The organism is Shewanella sp. 10N.286.51.B7, assembly GCF_002873615.1.
In the GTDB taxonomy this organism is placed as follows: Bacteria; Pseudomonadota; Gammaproteobacteria; order Enterobacterales; family Shewanellaceae; genus Shewanella; species Shewanella electrodiphila.
In genome coordinates this window covers 1-16,777 of sequence record NZ_MCUF01000002.1, presented here as the reverse complement: position 1 = coordinate 16,777, position 16,777 = coordinate 1, and the positions used below count along the sequence as shown (strand labels likewise).

11 protein-coding genes are annotated in these 16,777 nt (G+C 40.0%); 4 read left to right on the top strand and 7 right to left on the bottom strand.

Annotation, left to right across the window (positions count from 1 at the left end):
• Window positions 1–555: 555 nt before the first annotated feature.
• The 3 genes from BCU84_RS00325 (at window position 556) to BCU84_RS00315 (ending at window position 2,305) form a co-directional block, all read left to right on the top strand.
• On the top strand, window positions 556–885 hold the full coding sequence (locus tag BCU84_RS00325) for a hypothetical protein (protein WP_102526112.1): 330 nt from the start codon (window positions 556–558) through the stop codon (window positions 883–885).
• A 432-nt stretch (window positions 886–1,317) separates the two neighbouring features.
• Entirely contained in the window at window positions 1,318–1,449 is a 132-nt protein-coding gene (locus BCU84_RS21080) for a hypothetical protein (protein ID WP_267869128.1), read from the top strand.
• Between the two features lie 346 nt (window positions 1,450–1,795).
• Window positions 1,796–2,305 (top strand): prepilin-type N-terminal cleavage/methylation domain-containing protein, encoded by a 510-nt coding sequence (locus BCU84_RS00315; protein WP_102526110.1) that lies wholly within the window; start codon window positions 1,796–1,798, stop codon window positions 2,303–2,305.
• Window positions 2,306–2,668: 363 nt separating this feature from the next.
• Here BCU84_RS00315 and BCU84_RS21075 read toward each other — a convergent pair whose 3' ends face one another.
• Window positions 2,669–3,178 carry a type II secretion system protein gene (locus BCU84_RS21075; protein WP_102526109.1) on the bottom strand — a complete coding sequence of 170 codons (510 nt, stop codon included), beginning with the start codon at window positions 3,176–3,178 and terminating at the stop codon, window positions 2,669–2,671.
• 453 nt (window positions 3,179–3,631) lie between these two features.
• On the opposite strand from BCU84_RS21075, the gene BCU84_RS00305 reads away from it, so the two are divergent.
• The gene (locus tag BCU84_RS00305; protein ID WP_102526108.1) at window positions 3,632–5,602 is read left to right on the top strand and encodes a BCCT family transporter; all 1,971 of its coding nucleotides are present in this window, start codon (window positions 3,632–3,634) and stop codon (window positions 5,600–5,602) included.
• Window positions 5,603–5,822: 220 nt separating this feature from the next.
• Here BCU84_RS00305 and BCU84_RS00300 read toward each other — a convergent pair whose 3' ends face one another.
• The 6 genes from BCU84_RS00300 to BCU84_RS00275 form a co-directional block, all read right to left on the bottom strand.
• A complete protein-coding gene (locus BCU84_RS00300) occupies window positions 5,823–6,593 on the bottom strand; it encodes an outer membrane protein OmpK (protein ID WP_102526107.1) in 771 nt (256 codons plus the stop codon).
• Between the two features lie 416 nt (window positions 6,594–7,009).
• Complete coding sequence (locus BCU84_RS00295; protein ID WP_102526106.1) at window positions 7,010–9,586, bottom strand: insulinase family protein; 2,577 nt, start codon at window positions 9,584–9,586, stop codon at window positions 7,010–7,012.
• 161 nt (window positions 9,587–9,747) lie between these two features.
• The gene (locus BCU84_RS00290) at window positions 9,748–10,431 is read right to left on the bottom strand and encodes an RDD family protein (protein WP_102526105.1); all 684 of its coding nucleotides are present in this window, start codon (window positions 10,429–10,431) and stop codon (window positions 9,748–9,750) included.
• A 393-nt stretch (window positions 10,432–10,824) separates the two neighbouring features.
• Window positions 10,825–13,962 carry an efflux RND transporter permease subunit gene (locus BCU84_RS00285; RefSeq protein WP_102526104.1) on the bottom strand — a complete coding sequence of 1,046 codons (3,138 nt, stop codon included), beginning with the start codon at window positions 13,960–13,962 and terminating at the stop codon, window positions 10,825–10,827.
• Entirely contained in the window at window positions 13,959–15,224 is a 1,266-nt protein-coding gene (locus BCU84_RS00280; protein ID WP_102526103.1) for an efflux RND transporter periplasmic adaptor subunit, read from the bottom strand. The genes BCU84_RS00285 and BCU84_RS00280 overlap by 4 nt, the downstream gene beginning before the upstream one ends.
• 1 nt (window position 15,225) lies before the next feature.
• Window positions 15,226–16,608: a TolC family protein gene (locus BCU84_RS00275; protein ID WP_157936176.1), complete on the bottom strand. Its 1,383-nt coding sequence runs from the start codon at window positions 16,606–16,608 to the stop codon at window positions 15,226–15,228.
• Between the last annotated feature and the right edge of the window lie 169 nt (window positions 16,609–16,777).

Here is a 16,777-nt window from a genome sequence, read left to right as displayed (position 1 = left end):
GCCATGGATGGCGAATCTGAGGCGATAGTCAATTCGCTTAAAATAGCATGAGGAACAACACTTCGTCGGGGCTGCGGGGTGTTCCAAGAGGGTGTCGCAGTTCACACCCTTTTGGTCTGGTGTGGGCGAAGCGCCACGACTTACATTGGCCGCAAGGCCAAAATAAGTGGGGTCAAACTCTTAGAGGTCATTTGGGATGCTGTTGAAAAATGCATCAAAGTCGGCTTCCTGCAGATGTCACTTTCTACCTTAATAATATCACCACTGATTAAACTATTTTTGAACATAAAAAAAGCGTCTCATTAGAGGCGCTTTTTATGTATTTTCGGTTTGCTAATTAAGAGTTAGCTAAACTCACTACTTAGGTGGTTAAAATGACTAATTGTTTATTTATCACACATATTTAAATTGAATATGTTTTGATTTATTTCTGATTTTCTTTTGATAAAAAACACCCAAAACCACTTCAAATCAAACACTTAAGGCGCAAACCAAAAACTTGGCACGTAGCTTGTAATAACCTAGGTGTACCCCATAATTGAAAAGGAAGACACCATGTTTAACTCAAGCTCAAATACAAATTTAGTCACTCGTTCAGTAGCTACAAAAACTAACCGTACATTTAAAAAATTAGCGTTAATTGCCGTTATTGCAACAGCAAGTATTGGCGCTCAAGCGAACGAATTAAGTAGTGCTGATGTCGTAAGTGCATTAGAAACACGTTTTACTGAAGCAACCACAGAAATGCTACAAACTGCGAAACAAGAAATTACTTTGAATCTGCAAAGTCACATCGCAGAGCAACTATTTGAGCTAAGTACTTCTCTTGAGTTGACTGAATCAGTAACAGAGCCAGATACAGCATTAGTCAGTAATGAGGACTAATAAATGGATTTAATGATGTTACTTAATTTAGCAGACCCATTAATCTCATTGCTTCTGCTTCCCGTTATCAGCTTTATTGTGTGTTCGTTTTTGATATGCGGGTTGCAGTGGTACCAATTTAGAAGCATCAATGCTATTTCCAAAGAGTTTGTTTCACTGGAGATAGCGGGAAAAACAGCATAACTTAACACGCCACCCATTGTTAAAAAGTAAAGTAACAACTTCTACTTGAAATGCGATGACCTTTTGTGACTATTTGCTATTCAAATTCAGTCTGACGCTAACTACTCCCCCGTAAACACTTAACATGCCACCCATTGTAAAAAGTAACGTCACTGCTTTTAAATAAGTGGGGGCAGTGAGAATAAGAGCGTCAAAGTAAACTTAATCTAAAACTCATCAGTTCAAATTAGGTCGAACCCAATGAGGTGAATGCTGTATCAATGGGTCGGCAAGACGTTTGATGCAAGAAGCGAAAAGGGAAATGTTGTTGTTTTCCTTTCGTCTAGTATGGGCGAAGCGCCACGACTTTCTCCGCCATTAAGGCCGCAACAAATAGAATAAATGGATCAGAGTAAACTTAACCTCTTTGGCTACAAGTCTATATGAAACAAGTAAAATGTAATTCAAATTTCCAATTTTTCTATACAAAGTCAACGACAAATGAATTTCACATGAAAAGTTAATTATTACCCCTAACGTTTAAAAATTAACATTAATTCATTTGAAGATTGAACAAAAAAAGCGCAACTTAACGATTAGAGCTTAAACTCTAATATAGGATATGCCTTACTCATTTTAAAATTTATGTATTTAATTTGAATAATAAACGCTAGGAGAGCTTTCATCTTCGCTTTATAGAGTCACTGTAAAGCCAGTTTCAGCTATGAAGATAGCAAAGGTATTAACAATGAAAAATCAACAAGGTTTTACGCTAATTGAATTAGTCGTCGTCATCATTATTCTAGGCATACTCGCTACCGTCGCTGCGCCAAAATTTCTCAATTTACAAGGTGATGCTAGAGTCAGTTCTCTTGCAGGAATGAAAGGCGCAATTCAAAGTGCCAATGCACTTGTTTATTCTAAAGCAAGTTTAGCAGGAGTAGAAAAATCCGCCCTCAACACAGATTTAGATATTGGTACTGGTGAAGTACTCTTTACCGCGTACGGTTATGTGCTTGCCACCAACTCTGATTTAGAAAATGTACTAGATGTAGAGTTTAATCATGCCACATCCAGTACAGATCCAACCATCACTCATAATAATAATGCTGAATGGACTATTTACGCTGATGGTAATGGCGATGCATATATATGGCAAAAAGGCGCACCTGCAACCTGTAAATTGACATATAAACAAGCTAAAAGTACGACTGAGTTACCAAGTTATCAAATAACAACTGATTCTACTAAATGTTAGAACTGGAATAGGAATAAGTAAGTCAGAGTAAACTAAACCTAAACTTTATTAATTCAAATGAAGTCAGACGCTAGATGATTCCATGTTGTAAGTGTCCGAGTGCGTTAAATAAATTAATTAATGAAAGTCTAAAAGTCTACAAGAGCGACTTTCTCAGCTTTCAGGGTGTAAAAATTGAGAATTAATGGATCAGAGCCTGACCATAACGACTCAGGCTAAATAACTAATGTTTAGGGCTAGGGTTAGAATTAGGATTAGGGCTAGGCTTAGAATCAGCGGAGAGGATTGTGTTATCTCTCTCAGTAACTCATGCAGGAAGAATGCGATGATATAAGCCTTTGCCCAATTCACAGTTAGGCTATTTTAACAGTCATCATCGACTAGAGTTAATGTTTTAGTCGCTACTCGATTTACATTATCAAGATCAACGCCATATCTTAAATAACAAGATGTTAGTGCTCTAGGCGCATCATATTCGTTATCCACAGTTCCCACATTATTAGCAAACGTAATCACATATGCATTATCTGGGCTTACACCTTGACCACCCGCCCACTCACTCTTATCTAAATCCATTGATTCAGCTTGATTGCTCCACATCTCGAATTCATAGTCATGCACAATGCCGTAGAATAGCGATATCCCTTCAGGAGTATCATAAGCAGGTGATTTTTCTTCACCTTCTATTGCTGCAGCAGCAAAATGTAGCGAATCGTTAGAATGAATTGCGCCTTTTAGACCATTTAAAGCACTAATACGTGCATCGCGTTGAAGGTTGATAAATTTAGGCGCTGCATATACCGCTAAAATACCTAAAATAATAATCACGACAACAAGTTCAATTAAAGTAAAGCCACGTAGTTTTTTGCTCATGTAACAGTCCGAAAAATAAGAATAAATAAATTATAACTCGATACATGTCGTCAAAAGGCCTTATTCCATATGGAATAAACAATATTCCATATGGGGTACTTGGATGTGTCAGGAGGGCCCCAAAGCAGAGTAAACTTAATTTAAAACCCAATAAATAAAATAGCACCAACCAGAGATTGAATGAGTAGGTGCATAATTAGTGAGATCAAAGTCAGACCTCCTTCAACTTTTTCACACTTCCCCTAACAAGCTGTTACACTGCGCACCCTAAAAATTTGTTAGCCCTAAACGACACGAGTTTATCTTGCTCTCCCCCTAAACCCGTTGTCCCTTTGAGTGTGCGAATTACCCAATAAATGATTGCTTTAGCCGCAATCAATTAGAACATGCCTATACTTAGCTTGTGTTAACAATAAGTCTCAGCGTTCATAACCCCATATACAGGTCCCAATCATGTTTAAGAAATCGAGTATTTATCCTCCGGTTTTCTTCCCTTCTGTGCTGCTTATATTTGTCATGGTATTTATCTGTGCGGTTTGGCCAGAGCAAGCCAGCATCTTTTTCAAATCCATTCAAAGCTATTTAGAAGTCAAAGCAGGCTGGTTGTATATTGTTGGGGTCGCGATATTCCTTATCTTTATCATCTTTGTCATGGTCAGCCGTTTCGGAGATATCAAACTAGGTCCTGATCACTCCGTCCCTGATTACAGCTTTAAAAGCTGGGCCTCGATGTTGTTTTCTGCCGGCATGGGAATTGGATTAATGTTTTTTGGCGTTGCTGAACCCGTGATGCATTATCTCGCGCCACCTGATGCAACACCTGAGACACTGGAAGCCGCTAAAGAAGCCTTGAATATTACCTTTTATCATTATGGTATTCATATTTGGGCGATTTATGCCGTTGTGGCACTTAGCCTAGCATACTTCTCATACCGTCATAAATTACCCTTACTGCCTCGGTCTGCGTTATATCCTTTAATTGGAGAGCGCATTTACGGCCCTATCGGCCATGCCGTTGATACGTTTGCGGTGCTCGGCACCATGTTTGGTGTCGCCACCTCTTTAGGTTTTGGCGTACTGCAAGTTAATTCAGGCTTAAGTTATTTATTTGATGGGGTGCCAAATAACCCAACAGTGCAGGTGGTTATCATTATGATGATCACCGCTATCGCAACACTCTCTGTTTTTGCAGGCTTAGACAAAGGCGTTAAACGCTTAAGTGTACTCAACCTCACGCTGGCCTTGCTACTGTTAACTGCGGTTTTACTGCTCGGCCCGACCGTGATGTTACTGCAAGCATTTGTGCAAAATACCGGGGGCTATTTAAGCGATATTGTCGGAAAAACCTTTAATTTATATGCCTATGAGCAAAAAGATGATTGGTTAGGTGGTTGGACATTATTGTACTGGGGGTGGTGGATTTCATGGTCGCCATTTGTCGGTACTTTTATTGCTCGAGTCAGTCGTGGCCGTACCATTCGTGAGTTTATCGCTGGGGTGTTATTTTTCCCTACTGGGGTGACATTCTTGTGGATGACGGTATTTGGTAATAGCGCCATTGACCTAATCAGAAACCAAGGCGCAACCTATCTATCTGAAGCCGTATCAAGTGATGTGTCAGTAGCCTTGTTTAGATTTTTTGAGCATCTACCATTTTCGACCGCATTATCAGTGTTAGCTATTTTCTTGGTGGTGACTTTCTTTATTACTTCGTCTGATTCTGGTTCGTTAGTGATTGATAATTTAACCTCAGGCGGCAATGAGCAATCACCCGCAGGCCAACGTGTATTCTGGGCCATATTACAAGGAGTTGTTGCCAGCGTATTATTACTGGCTGGGGGGTTACAAGCACTACAAACAGCTGCCATTGCCAGTGCGCTGCCCATTATGATTGTCATGCTTTTGATGTGTATTGGTTTATACAAAGCCTTGCAAGATGATCGCTTAAAACTTGAAAGCGTGCAGCAACACCATACTGGGGTTCAATTTGCCAAAACTAGCATAAGTTGGAAAGAACGAGTCAATATATTGGTGTCTCACCCCAGTAAAGAGGATGCGCAACAATTCTTGAATACTGTTGCTAAGCCTGGTTTAGAAGAAGTGGTAAAAATATTTTTAGCCAACAATACCCCTGCTGTTATTACTCAGCATGATAAACGAGTGCGGTTATTGATTGGTAACAATGAAGCATTACAGTTTGCTTATGGTTTACGTATTCGCGCATTTACAATGAATGGCGCTGATATCGAAGGCTTTGCTAGCGAGCAAGATTATTACCGAGTAGAAGTGTTTTTAGAGCACGGCGGGCAACATTATGATGTGATGGGATACACCCAAGAGCAAATAATCGCTGACGTGATTAATCAATATGAACGCTACCTGCACTACCAACATCTATCTAATTCTGAGTTAGTAACAGATTAATCGGATAGCTAAGTCAGTATGAGAATGTACTCATACTGACGCTATTGCTTAACCCAAGTATTCAGCTTGCAGGTGACATTCAGGCTATCGACACTTCAGTCACTTTACCTATCTGAATCGGTAAATTGAAGGTGATAGCCAGCCAGAACTCATTACATCTTTATGAATAAAGTTAAGTAATAAGTTAAGTAATAAGTTAAGTAATAAGTTAATCCAGACATTAGAAATGGTATTTAACGAGTAAGCTGGTTACGCTTTGGTCAGTATCAAAGCCTGAACTGCTTTTTATACCGTATTTATTCTTCCAATAATCATATTCAATACCGACTAGTAAAGCGCTATCACCTAGCCCCACTTGTTTACCTAAGTCATATTTAAGCTGTGGGTTAAAGTGGAAGTTTTTCTCATAGCTGCCATCAGAATCGACTACCCAATCAATAAAGCCATCAAACACAATAGTAGACTCGCCAACAGGCCAACTCATTTTCCATGTTGGAGTAATTTGCCATGTATCGCCATCACGGCCATCAGGCAGGCGCTTATACATATTTAATTGGAAAAAATCGAAACCTGGAATCGCTAAATCAAAGCCTGCACCAATCAAAAATGATTCAACATCGCCTTCACCAAACTCCACGGTAGTCGCAATTAATACGTCTTTTACAAAACCCATTTCTACAGGTTTATCTAACATTTTGCTAAAGCTAAAACGTGGGGCGAACTCACCGTAATAGGTTGTTTCACCATTTAAAAAATCTTCTTCGCCATTATATTTAGTAAAGTCCACAAACATGAACAAATCACCAATATTCCAGCCACTAGCATGCTCAAATGTGATTGTTTGCTGGGTTTTCGGGTTCACTTTAAAGTTATCACCATACAGATAAGACAGACTATTGTCTTGCCAATGGACTATCTCTGTTGAAGTTGCGTCATTTGCAGCAACAAAAGGAGCATGACAAAGTAACAATAAAGCCAGAAAACGTTTCATATTAAGTCCTTGTAAATATAAATTTTGCTAAACATACAGTGATGATTTTGCAAGTAAAACAGCAAACACCTTTTGTTCTTATTTCAGAACAGCTCCAACTATTATGACATTTTATTTACTCATCTTTAAGCATTGACCAGTTTAAAATCACAGACTCTGTTTTAATCCCTATTGATAAGTTCGTTGTGAATTTATTCATGATTTATATGAGGTATTTGTTGGAAGATGAAAAGGCAAAGGTGGTTTCAGCTCTTGCTCTGTTTTTGATTTGAGGTTTGAGGTTTGAGGTTTGAAAGGAAACAAAACAGCTTTCTATACTGTTTTATTCCACAGAGTCAGTTGTGTTAATAATTTCCAGCTATGACTTACATATACCATAGTTAAGTAACAGGTTAATAATTGAATTAACGGTATGTTCATTGTTCTAAAATAGCCAATAAATCTTCTTTGGTTATGCCTTTGATTACTTGATTTAAACAGTTTTTATAATCACTCAATGAGCTGCCAACTTGTAAGACTTGAAGTGTGTAGTTCGTTGGCTCTCGCAGCAAATTATCTTCCAGTTTGCGTAGTGCATTCACTTTAGCCAGTTTGATACTTTCATCACTAAACAAAGTGCCTGAATCTAATTGGCCTTTAAGATAATCTTTCACAACTATTTCTAACTCCTTAGAAGAATGATGTGATGACTCGATAATGAAAGTTAATGAAATACCTGAATCTACACTTAAATGAGTGTCTGCAATGTATGCTAGTTTTCTTTTCATTCTCATTTCTGCCTTAAATGGCGCTGCAATAACTTCATTGAGTACGCTCAACACTGCCAGATCAAAAACAGGATTATCGTTCAGCCATAAAGAATATGCAGCAGCGTTACCAGCATTAGGGAAACCAACCACTTTAGTTATTTTCGCTTTCTCATCTGTTTTCTTAGGTGTACTTTTTTTAAGATTTTTAAATGGAGGGGTCCCTTTGTTGGGAACGAGAATGAACAGATCATCAGGTAAGTTATTGAGTAAAGATTTATATTGTTTTAAAGTCATACTTTCAACAATAGATATCAATGAGTCACTCGACATAATGCCAAATTTTAGTAAGTTCATGTTAAAGAAAGCTTGTTTAAATGCCTTGTCTTCAGCCTTACTTTCCAATTCAAAAATGACCTTTTTCTTTGCTTGCAAGAATGATTCGTTAGAAATAGAAGGATTAAGCACTTCAGTTAATACTGAATTCAAATATGTCATTAAGTTTGATTTTTCGCCACTAAACACAATCTTTATAAAGTCAGCATCCGATTTAAAATTCATTCTGTAACCAGCCAGTTTGGCAAAGTAGTCGTTATCACCTAATGATGTTTCCAAATAAGCTTTTAGCATAATACTCAACGATATTTTATCAATTAAGGTTAACCTTTCATCTAACGCTATAGTGACCAAAGCGTCACTTTCTAGTCCAAGTATTTCGCCTGAAAACGTTCTTTCTTTATGAATACCTAAATTCTGTTTCTCTGTAGTTTTTGATATAAAAATATTGGGAGCGGGAAATGCTAGCTCACTTAAAGAGGCTTTCATCCAGGTTGTAGTTTGTAACGTTGAGAATATTGATTGTGAATAAATAGTCTCGTAATAAGGCGTTATAAATGTCTCACCTTCTAACTCGTTGGTAGTCAGAAACACCTGCATGTTATTAGGAGAAATATACTGTAAATACTCTTGAATATCTGACTGAGAAAGTGAGTCTTGTGAATAACCAAAAATAATAGGGTCTTCTTGAGTAAATAGCATTAAATCTGAAATATCACTTACCCAATCACCAGCATCTCGACTAATTTGTGTATTCATTGCTTGAGCCTGAAGGTATTGAAGCTCTGCATTAATATAGTCAGGATGGGGATTTGTATTCAGCATATTAATGTAAGCAAAAACAACGTTAATCACTTCCTGATAGTTTTCTTTTCCTTCATCGGTTAGCTGAATGTAAACATCCAATACTTCATTGTAGCTATCGCCCTGAAATGCTGTCGACACAGAATGTGCTAACCCTTCAGCTTTTAGGTAACTTAAAATGGAGCCTTTAGTCTCGTGACCAATTAACTCAGCAACATACCTTGCTAATGACCGATTTTTTTTATCAAATCTTGTTGGAATATTAAAGCGTATATCTACACTCGCGTTCGCAGATTTAGCATCTATTTTATAAAGGGTACTTAGTTGACTAGTATCGTGAAGGTCAACACGTTGAAGCTTCGGTATATTACCGCGGTCTAGTCTGCCAAATGTTTTGCTTACTAACTTTGCAACCTGCTTATAATTCTGATTTGTATAAATAACTAAAACCATATTATTTGGGACATAGTAAGTACTATGAAACTGCTGTGCGGCTAACCTCAACTCTTGAGAGCTGCCATTCAAAGACGCTTTATTACCCGTCCCAAAAAGCTTGGCGCTATTTGCAGTTGACGTTGTCGCTCTTATGACAGACAAAATCCGCTGCCATTCACTTGTTTTACCCGTTAAGAACTCCTCATTAACTTCAGCGACTCCGATATCTACAACATCTACGGTGAGCAAGGGCTTAAATAGTAAATCTGATAATCGTACTAGAGATTGATAAAGATACTCATGCTCAATTTGTAAGTGATATCGAGTATTGTCTGGTCTTGTTGATGCATTTGACCATCCGCCTGCTGATTTGACAAAATCGTCCCAATCAGAGGGGGCAGGAAATGCGGTACTTCCCATGAAAACAGCGTGTTCAAGAAGGTGTGGTAACCCCTGATATTTTTCTGGGCTATGCCTTTGACCTGCGCCAATATTGACAGAAATAGCACTCGAGGTGGCTCTGGGATCAGAGATAATATTAACTAATAAACCGTTATCTAATTGCAGACTATGCGATAGTTCTGATGATGCCTTGCTCGGTGTTAACAAGGGGCTAGCCGCAACTGCCGAGTTTGTAAAAAACATCAGCACAAGTAGTTTCAATAACTTCAATTAATACCTTCCAAGTTGGTAGTAGTACATCCAGTAGATTAAGTCTGCAAGCTTGTTTTCTTTAGGTGAAAATGATGGGAAATATCCACAATATTTATCAGCGTTTTAGGCTATACAATTGCAATAGGTAGCGAATTTAATAAAGCCGTTAATTGAATCATTTAATCATTCGTGATGACCACTACCGTCCTGCCAATAAAATCGTGTACTGCGCGGCGTTTGTCATTTAAAAGCATGGTGATGAATTCTGAAATGTTCCAACCTAACGCAAGTATTCCTATAAATAGTAGAGTGAAAATTAATGGTTCGATATTAGCAATATTAACTTTCAAACTAACAACGATAAGCAACAGTCCAATTAAACAAAATCCTAAGCTAACAGACTCCCTTAAAATAGATTGGTTTAAACCAATAGGAGTTTCATCTTCATGATTGACTACTTTTACGCCAGTACACATTTTACCAACTGTTTGTCCATAAAAAGCATGCATGAATATATAGTAAATAATGATCTGTAAGCCGTGTAATGACTGTTGTAATTGATCGTTTAAGTTAAATTCTACCCCGAAAATTAAGCACTCAAGATACAGTATTGGTGCTAAAACAAAACCATCAATAATTGCTGCGCCTAGGCGGTGCCAAAAGGTCGCGTATTTATTGGTGATTGCCTTTTGTTCTTCCTCGACAGCTTCTCTTGGTGATGCTTCTTTTGGAGAGGCTTCGTAGATTTGGATCAGCCTAGCGACTTCGTCAAAACGGTCTTGGTATATTGTCTTATCAATCTGATTACGCACATCTAGCAGCTCACCATACGTATATGATGAAAAATCAGGCATTCTATCCATAGAAATGGTTATTCCTTTTACATTTATTAGCAACAAATCACGCTGTATTTTTAATATCTACAAGCCATCTTTAAAATCAGCTTTGGCTACTACTTCACATGAGTATGATTTTTTACAGCATCCATTCGTTACATTTAATCAACAATTTAAGGGTGAAGTAAACGGTGCAGGTTCTAGTTGCCTAAAATTCAAACAGATATTAAATTCCCTCCCCATTACCCCCATTAACCTCAATAAATAATCGAACGGCATAATTGTTTGGTTTAACACGATCAAAAAAGGGGGAACAATCTCTGTTCCCCCTTTTGGGTCTTCGCTAATATAGGCATTCAGACTAATTTAGCCCCCCAGCTCTATGCGATATACGACGTACAATATATACGATATGCAGAACTAAGATTTAGCCACACCAAAAGCATCATCAAACGTCTGGTCTAAACTTGCGTGATCCACTTTATTGCCCTTTAATCGCTCAACCACAAGGTAATTAACTGGCACCAAAATCAAGGTGATAAAGGTGGCAAAGATAATCCCGAAGCCTAGTGAAATCGCCATTGGAATTAAGAACTGAGCTTGGGTAGATTTTTCGAGTAGCAAGGGCATCAGACCAATAAAGGTAGTTAAACTGGTCAACATAACCGGTCTAAATCGTTTTGTGCCTGCGGTTAATACCGCCTCGGCTAATGGCATACCTTCAATACGTTTTTTATTGATAAAATCCACCAGCACTAACGAGTCATTAACCACAACCCCCACCAGTGCAAGCATCCCTAAAATACTGAAAATGGTAAGTGGCGATCCCATAAACCAATGACCGAGTACCGCACCAATTAAACCAAAGGGGATCACACTCATCACAATTAGCGGCTGAATGTATGATTTAAACGGTATCGCCAATAGGCTATAAATCATAAACAACACAAACACTAAGCCCCACTGCAATGAACCAAAGCTGTCTCGTTGCTCACGCGCTTCGCCTTCAAGCGAGTGGCGCACACCAGGATATTGCTGCACTAAACCATCAAGATAGACCTTAAGATCGGCTTGAAGCACTGTCATATTGGTGTTGTCTTTATCCACATCCGCAGTGACATTTAACACTCGATAGCGATCGATTCTTCGAATACTAGATGGGCTTTTACCTGAGGTCATTTTCGCCACATGGCCAAGCGGCACTTGTGTGCCTTGACTGGTGGTAATCAATACCTTTTTAAGGTCATCCAATGACTGACGTTCATCCAATGGCAAACGTAACATTACCCGTACATCATCACGGCCGCGTTGTATACGTTGTACTTCAGCGCCAAAATAGAAACTTCTGACTTGGCTTGACACTTCCTGACGGGTTAAGCCTAAGGCTTTACCTTGCTCTGTTAACTCAATTAATAGCTCTTCTTTACCGTTAGATAAACTGTCGGCAATATCAAATACGGTCGGATAGGTTTTCAAGTGTTGTTTCACTTGGTCGGCAATTTCTCGCAATGTCTCAAGGGAATTCGCACTTAACTGCACATCAATTGGATCAGAGCTTCGGCCGATTTCAGCACGATAGGTCACAGACTCCGCCCCCGGAATATCACCGACACTACGTCGCCACTCAGTTAGTAACTGCCGTGAAGTAATATCTGACTCACGCTTTTCTGCAGGGGTGATTTCAAAACGAACGCCCCCCGCATTTGATGTGCCACCACGGCCACCTGTGGTCGCTAGAATATTAATGATCACACTCTCGCCCGTATCTTCGTCTCGATACTTTTCTTGCAGCGCCTCAGCTTTAGCGGCAATAGCAATAATATGTGCGTTAGTCACCTCAAATGGGGTGCCTGCTGGCATGGTCAAGTTTAGACGTACCGTTTCACTGGGAATGCGCGGGAAGAAGGTAAACTTGGTCCAGCCCGTAGCCAGTAACGCTGCAATAATCAGCAAAATACTCAGGAATAAACTTAACGTAGCAGTTTTATGCTTTAGCGCTATGCGCAAGAATGGTTGATAAAACTTAATAATTGCATGTTCAAACCCATCTGCGAATTTTTGCTGAAACACCTCAAACTTATTGTATTGGTCCTTATCGTTACGCAGTTTAATGTACTTAAGGTGAGCAGGCAGAACAAACTTAGACTCGATTAATGAGAACAATAAAACTGGGATAACTACAATCGCAATCTGGCCAAATATAGCCCCTCGATTCCCCTCGATAAACAACATAGGCAAAAAGGCTGTAATCGTTGTAAGAATACCAAAGGTCACGGGCGCAGCCACTTCTTGCGTACCCAAAATCGCCGCGTGTTCGCCATTGGGAGAAGTCTTAAGATGAGTATAAATATTCTCGCCGGTCACAATCGCATCATCGACCACAATACCCAGTACCAGAATAAAACCAAATAAACTGATGACGTTTAATGAAACACCAAAAAACGGCATAAAGATAAAAGCGCCCATAAAAGACACTGGAATACCAATAAACACCCAAATCGCAATGGAAGGACGTAAAAACAGTGTCAGCAATAGCAGAACCAAAATACCGCCCTGCAGTGCACTGCCTGTTAACGTGGCAATACGGTTTTTAACGATTTCAGAATCATCATCCCAGTAGCTAAGGCCATAACCTTCAGGCAGTGTTGCCTGACGTGAATCAATATAGCCTTTGACCTGATCAGCAACATCAATCGCACTTTGCTGGCCAATACGATAGACATCAATAAAGGCAGCCTGCTGGCCATTAAAACGGGTTCTTACTGGGGTTTCTTCAAAACCATCTTCGACATTAGCAATATCACCTAAGCGAATAATGGTGCCGTCTGCAGCAGATTTAATCGCGATATTGGAAAACTCATCTTTGTAATAAGCTTGGCCTTTTGAGCGCAGTAAAATATCGCCGCCTTGGGTTTTTAAGTTACCCGCTGAGATATCGGTACTGGAGGCATTAATTGCCCGCGACACTTCACTAAGGGTTAAATTATATTGGCGTAACTTGTTTTGCGATAACGCTAACGACACCTCATAGTTACGCACTCCGCTTAAATCCATTTGGGTCACGCCATCAAGTCGCAGTAATTCATCACGCACGACTTCAGCAAACTCAATGGTTTCTTTTTCGCTGTATTTACCTGTTACCGTCACTGCAATCACTTCACGCTTTCGTTGGGCAAGCGCTATCACAGGTTTTTCAGCATCAGCTGGAAAGGTATTAATCGCATCTACTCGACTTTTAATATCGGCCAACATGTCACGAGGGTCGTAGCCACTATCAACCTCAATCGTCACCCGAGATGATGACTCAGATGAACTCGAAGTGATTTTTTCAATCCCTTCTAAATCTTGCACCGCTTCTTCAATGCGAATTGTCACCCCTTTTTCGACATCTTCAGGGGTAGCTCCACGCAGCGAGACACTTACTGATATTCGTTCAGATTCAACCGTTGGAAATACCTCTAGCGGGATCTGCGTAGACAATGAACCTAAACCTAATACCAGTAGCAACAGCATCAACAAATTGGCTGCGACATGGTTTTTAGCAAACCAAGCAATCATGGTCGTTGCTCCTCTTTGGTCGGTTTATCTGCTGCCTTATCTGCGACTAGCTTAGCTTTAGGCGGCTTATCACCTCGACGCGGACCAGGTTCACCTTTATCAGACTGAGCGGCTTTACTCGTTTGGCCCACGATTGAGACTGGCGTGCCAGAACTCACTTGACCAAGGGAAGTCGTTACCAATTCATCGCCACTTTGTAAGCCTGCTCTAATTACTGAGTCTTGGCTGTTTTGCCATCTTGTGGTGATTTCTCTGCGCAGTAATACGCCGTCATTTACCACATAGACATAAGCACCTTGATAAATAGCTTTAGTTGGAATAACTAACGCTTGCTTAAGTTTTTTACCGGCAATATTAGCTGTCAGGTATTGTCCAATTTTAAGTGGCATTTGCTGACTTGCTTGATACACAAATGGGTCGTCAATTTGCGCGACAACGTAAAGCTGCTGCGAGTTACTATCGATGGCCCCTTCAGTGCGAATGAGTTCTCCTTCCCACTTTTGCAAGCCAATTAAATCCGACTCAAAACTTACTTTGGCAACGCTTTTCTTACCTTGCTCAGGGAGCTCAACTAAACCTAAATCGCTGTTGTTAATCGGTAAGCGAATTTCAACATAATCGGTTGCGTAAATAGTGGCTAACTGGCCATTGGTTGACACTACGCGGCCGACATCAACATGCTTTTCGAGTATTCGTCCTGAAAATGGTGCGACCACATGAGTTCGCTCTAGTGCTAAATTGGCTTTCTCTAATGACGCTTGATTAGATAACATCGCCGCTCGCGCTGCGGCTAATTGTGGCTCACGTAATACTAATGAGGTTGGCTCACGGCCATTACTAAGACGCTGCCAATCTGCAAGTGCCTGATTGGTGCGGGCTTGTTCTTCTAACAATTGTTGTCTCGCCAGCATTAATCCAGATTCGGCAATTTTTACTTCTGCTTGATAATCTCGGTCATCAAGCTGGACTAACACTTCCCCTTTTTCAAAAAAGCCACCTTCACGGAAGTTAGGGCTAATAGATAAGATTTGCCCTGATGCTTGCGTCACTAACACACTTTGGGTACGCGGTTTTACCACGCCAAAGCTGCTCACCTGAATCTGATAATCCTGCGGTTTAACTATCAGTGTTTCTACCGACATTGCAGCCACAGCCATTGGTTTGCCACGTTTGCTACTTGGTGGATTTGAAGTAATCACTATGATACTGACGATTGCAATCGCAATAATGCCTGCGGGGATAAGGTATTTCTTATTCATCATATTATTCTTCTTCTGTAACACTCGCATCCAGATCGCCACCTAAAGCTAGGTGCAGTCCGATACGGTTGGCAATAATTTGGTTTTTTAAGCTAATGACTGAGCTTTGGGCAACAAAGGCGCGCGTTTGAGCATCCAACACAGTGGTATAGCTGACTAGACCCACCTGGTATTGCTCAAATGATAACGTTTCAGCTTGAATAGCATTTTCTTGAGCTTTTAAAGTCGCGCGATATTGCTGCTGCAGACTGGCATCTAAATCTAGGTTGTTCTCAACTCGTTCAAAAGCGTTAAATAAGGTACTGAGATACTGTTGTTCTTGCTGCTTCAGCTTTAATTTCTGTTGTTCTGTGAGCGACGCTAATCGGCCCGCATTAAAAATAGGTGCAGTAATACCTGCAAACACAGACCATGAGCTGTAGTCACCACTTAATAAGTTGGCAATGTCACTACTGGCAGTGCCAATATCGGCCCCTAAACTCAATGATGGGTATCGCTGTTTTTGGGTATAAGCTACTAACGCATCTTGCGACAGCAGTTGGTACCAAGCGGCTTTTAATTCAGGTTTGCGTTTGACTAACTCACTGGGCACGCCAATTTTTATCCCTTGTGGCAACAATGGTAGTTTTTCATCAATCAATAATTTGCCCGCAGGATAGCCACCTAACAGTCGCTCTAGGGTTCTGACATCTTGATTTCGCTGACTGCGCTGGGATAGCAGATTGGAGTTTTCAGTATAAAATTCATTTTGTGTTAGGTAGACATCTAATGCGGCATTTAAGCCTTGCAGATAACCTGATTCAATAATCTCAAAATTCAGGCGAGCATTTTCAGTGCGGCGCTCAAACAACTTCACTAATTCATTTGATGTCACTACCTTATAATAGGCAATGACCAAATCGGCCACCAAAGCATCTCTTGCTTGCTGATAGTTAGCTTCAGCGGTTAATAAATTCAGTTTTGACGCTCTGGCGTTATCAGATAATTTACCCCAGATATCGAGTTCATAACTTAAGTTTAGACTCAGGCTATTAGCACTAGAAGAGGCATCATTATCGCCACTTCGGGAGCTATTAGCACCAAGGTTTAGCTCAGGCCAAAAGCTTGAATCGCTCACATTGAGCTGCTGCTTTTTGACCTCAACTTCTAATGCTAGCTGTATGAGTGCTTGGTTGGTGTTTAAGCCAATGCTGATAAATTCTAATAACTGATCTGTCGCTATTGGTGTTACCCAACTTTGATTGTCTTTTAACGACTCAGCATCGGTATGCCAAGAAGGAGGAAGTTGCGGCTTAACCAAAGGCTCATCGACATAGGATGAGCTGGTGCAAGCAGACAAAATGACCAGCGAAGTTGCTAAAGCCACTTTAGTGAAATGTCTTTTCATCAATTGGAAATCCATTTTCGTTATTATTATGCAATTCATTATTATTTAGATGTTACGCAATTGATTCTAAATAGTTCACATTTTAAAGAAAATAGCCAAACAATAACTTTGCATAGCTTTACAAAGCGCTTCTAGTTACCCGCCTATGAACATCAATACATCAATACAT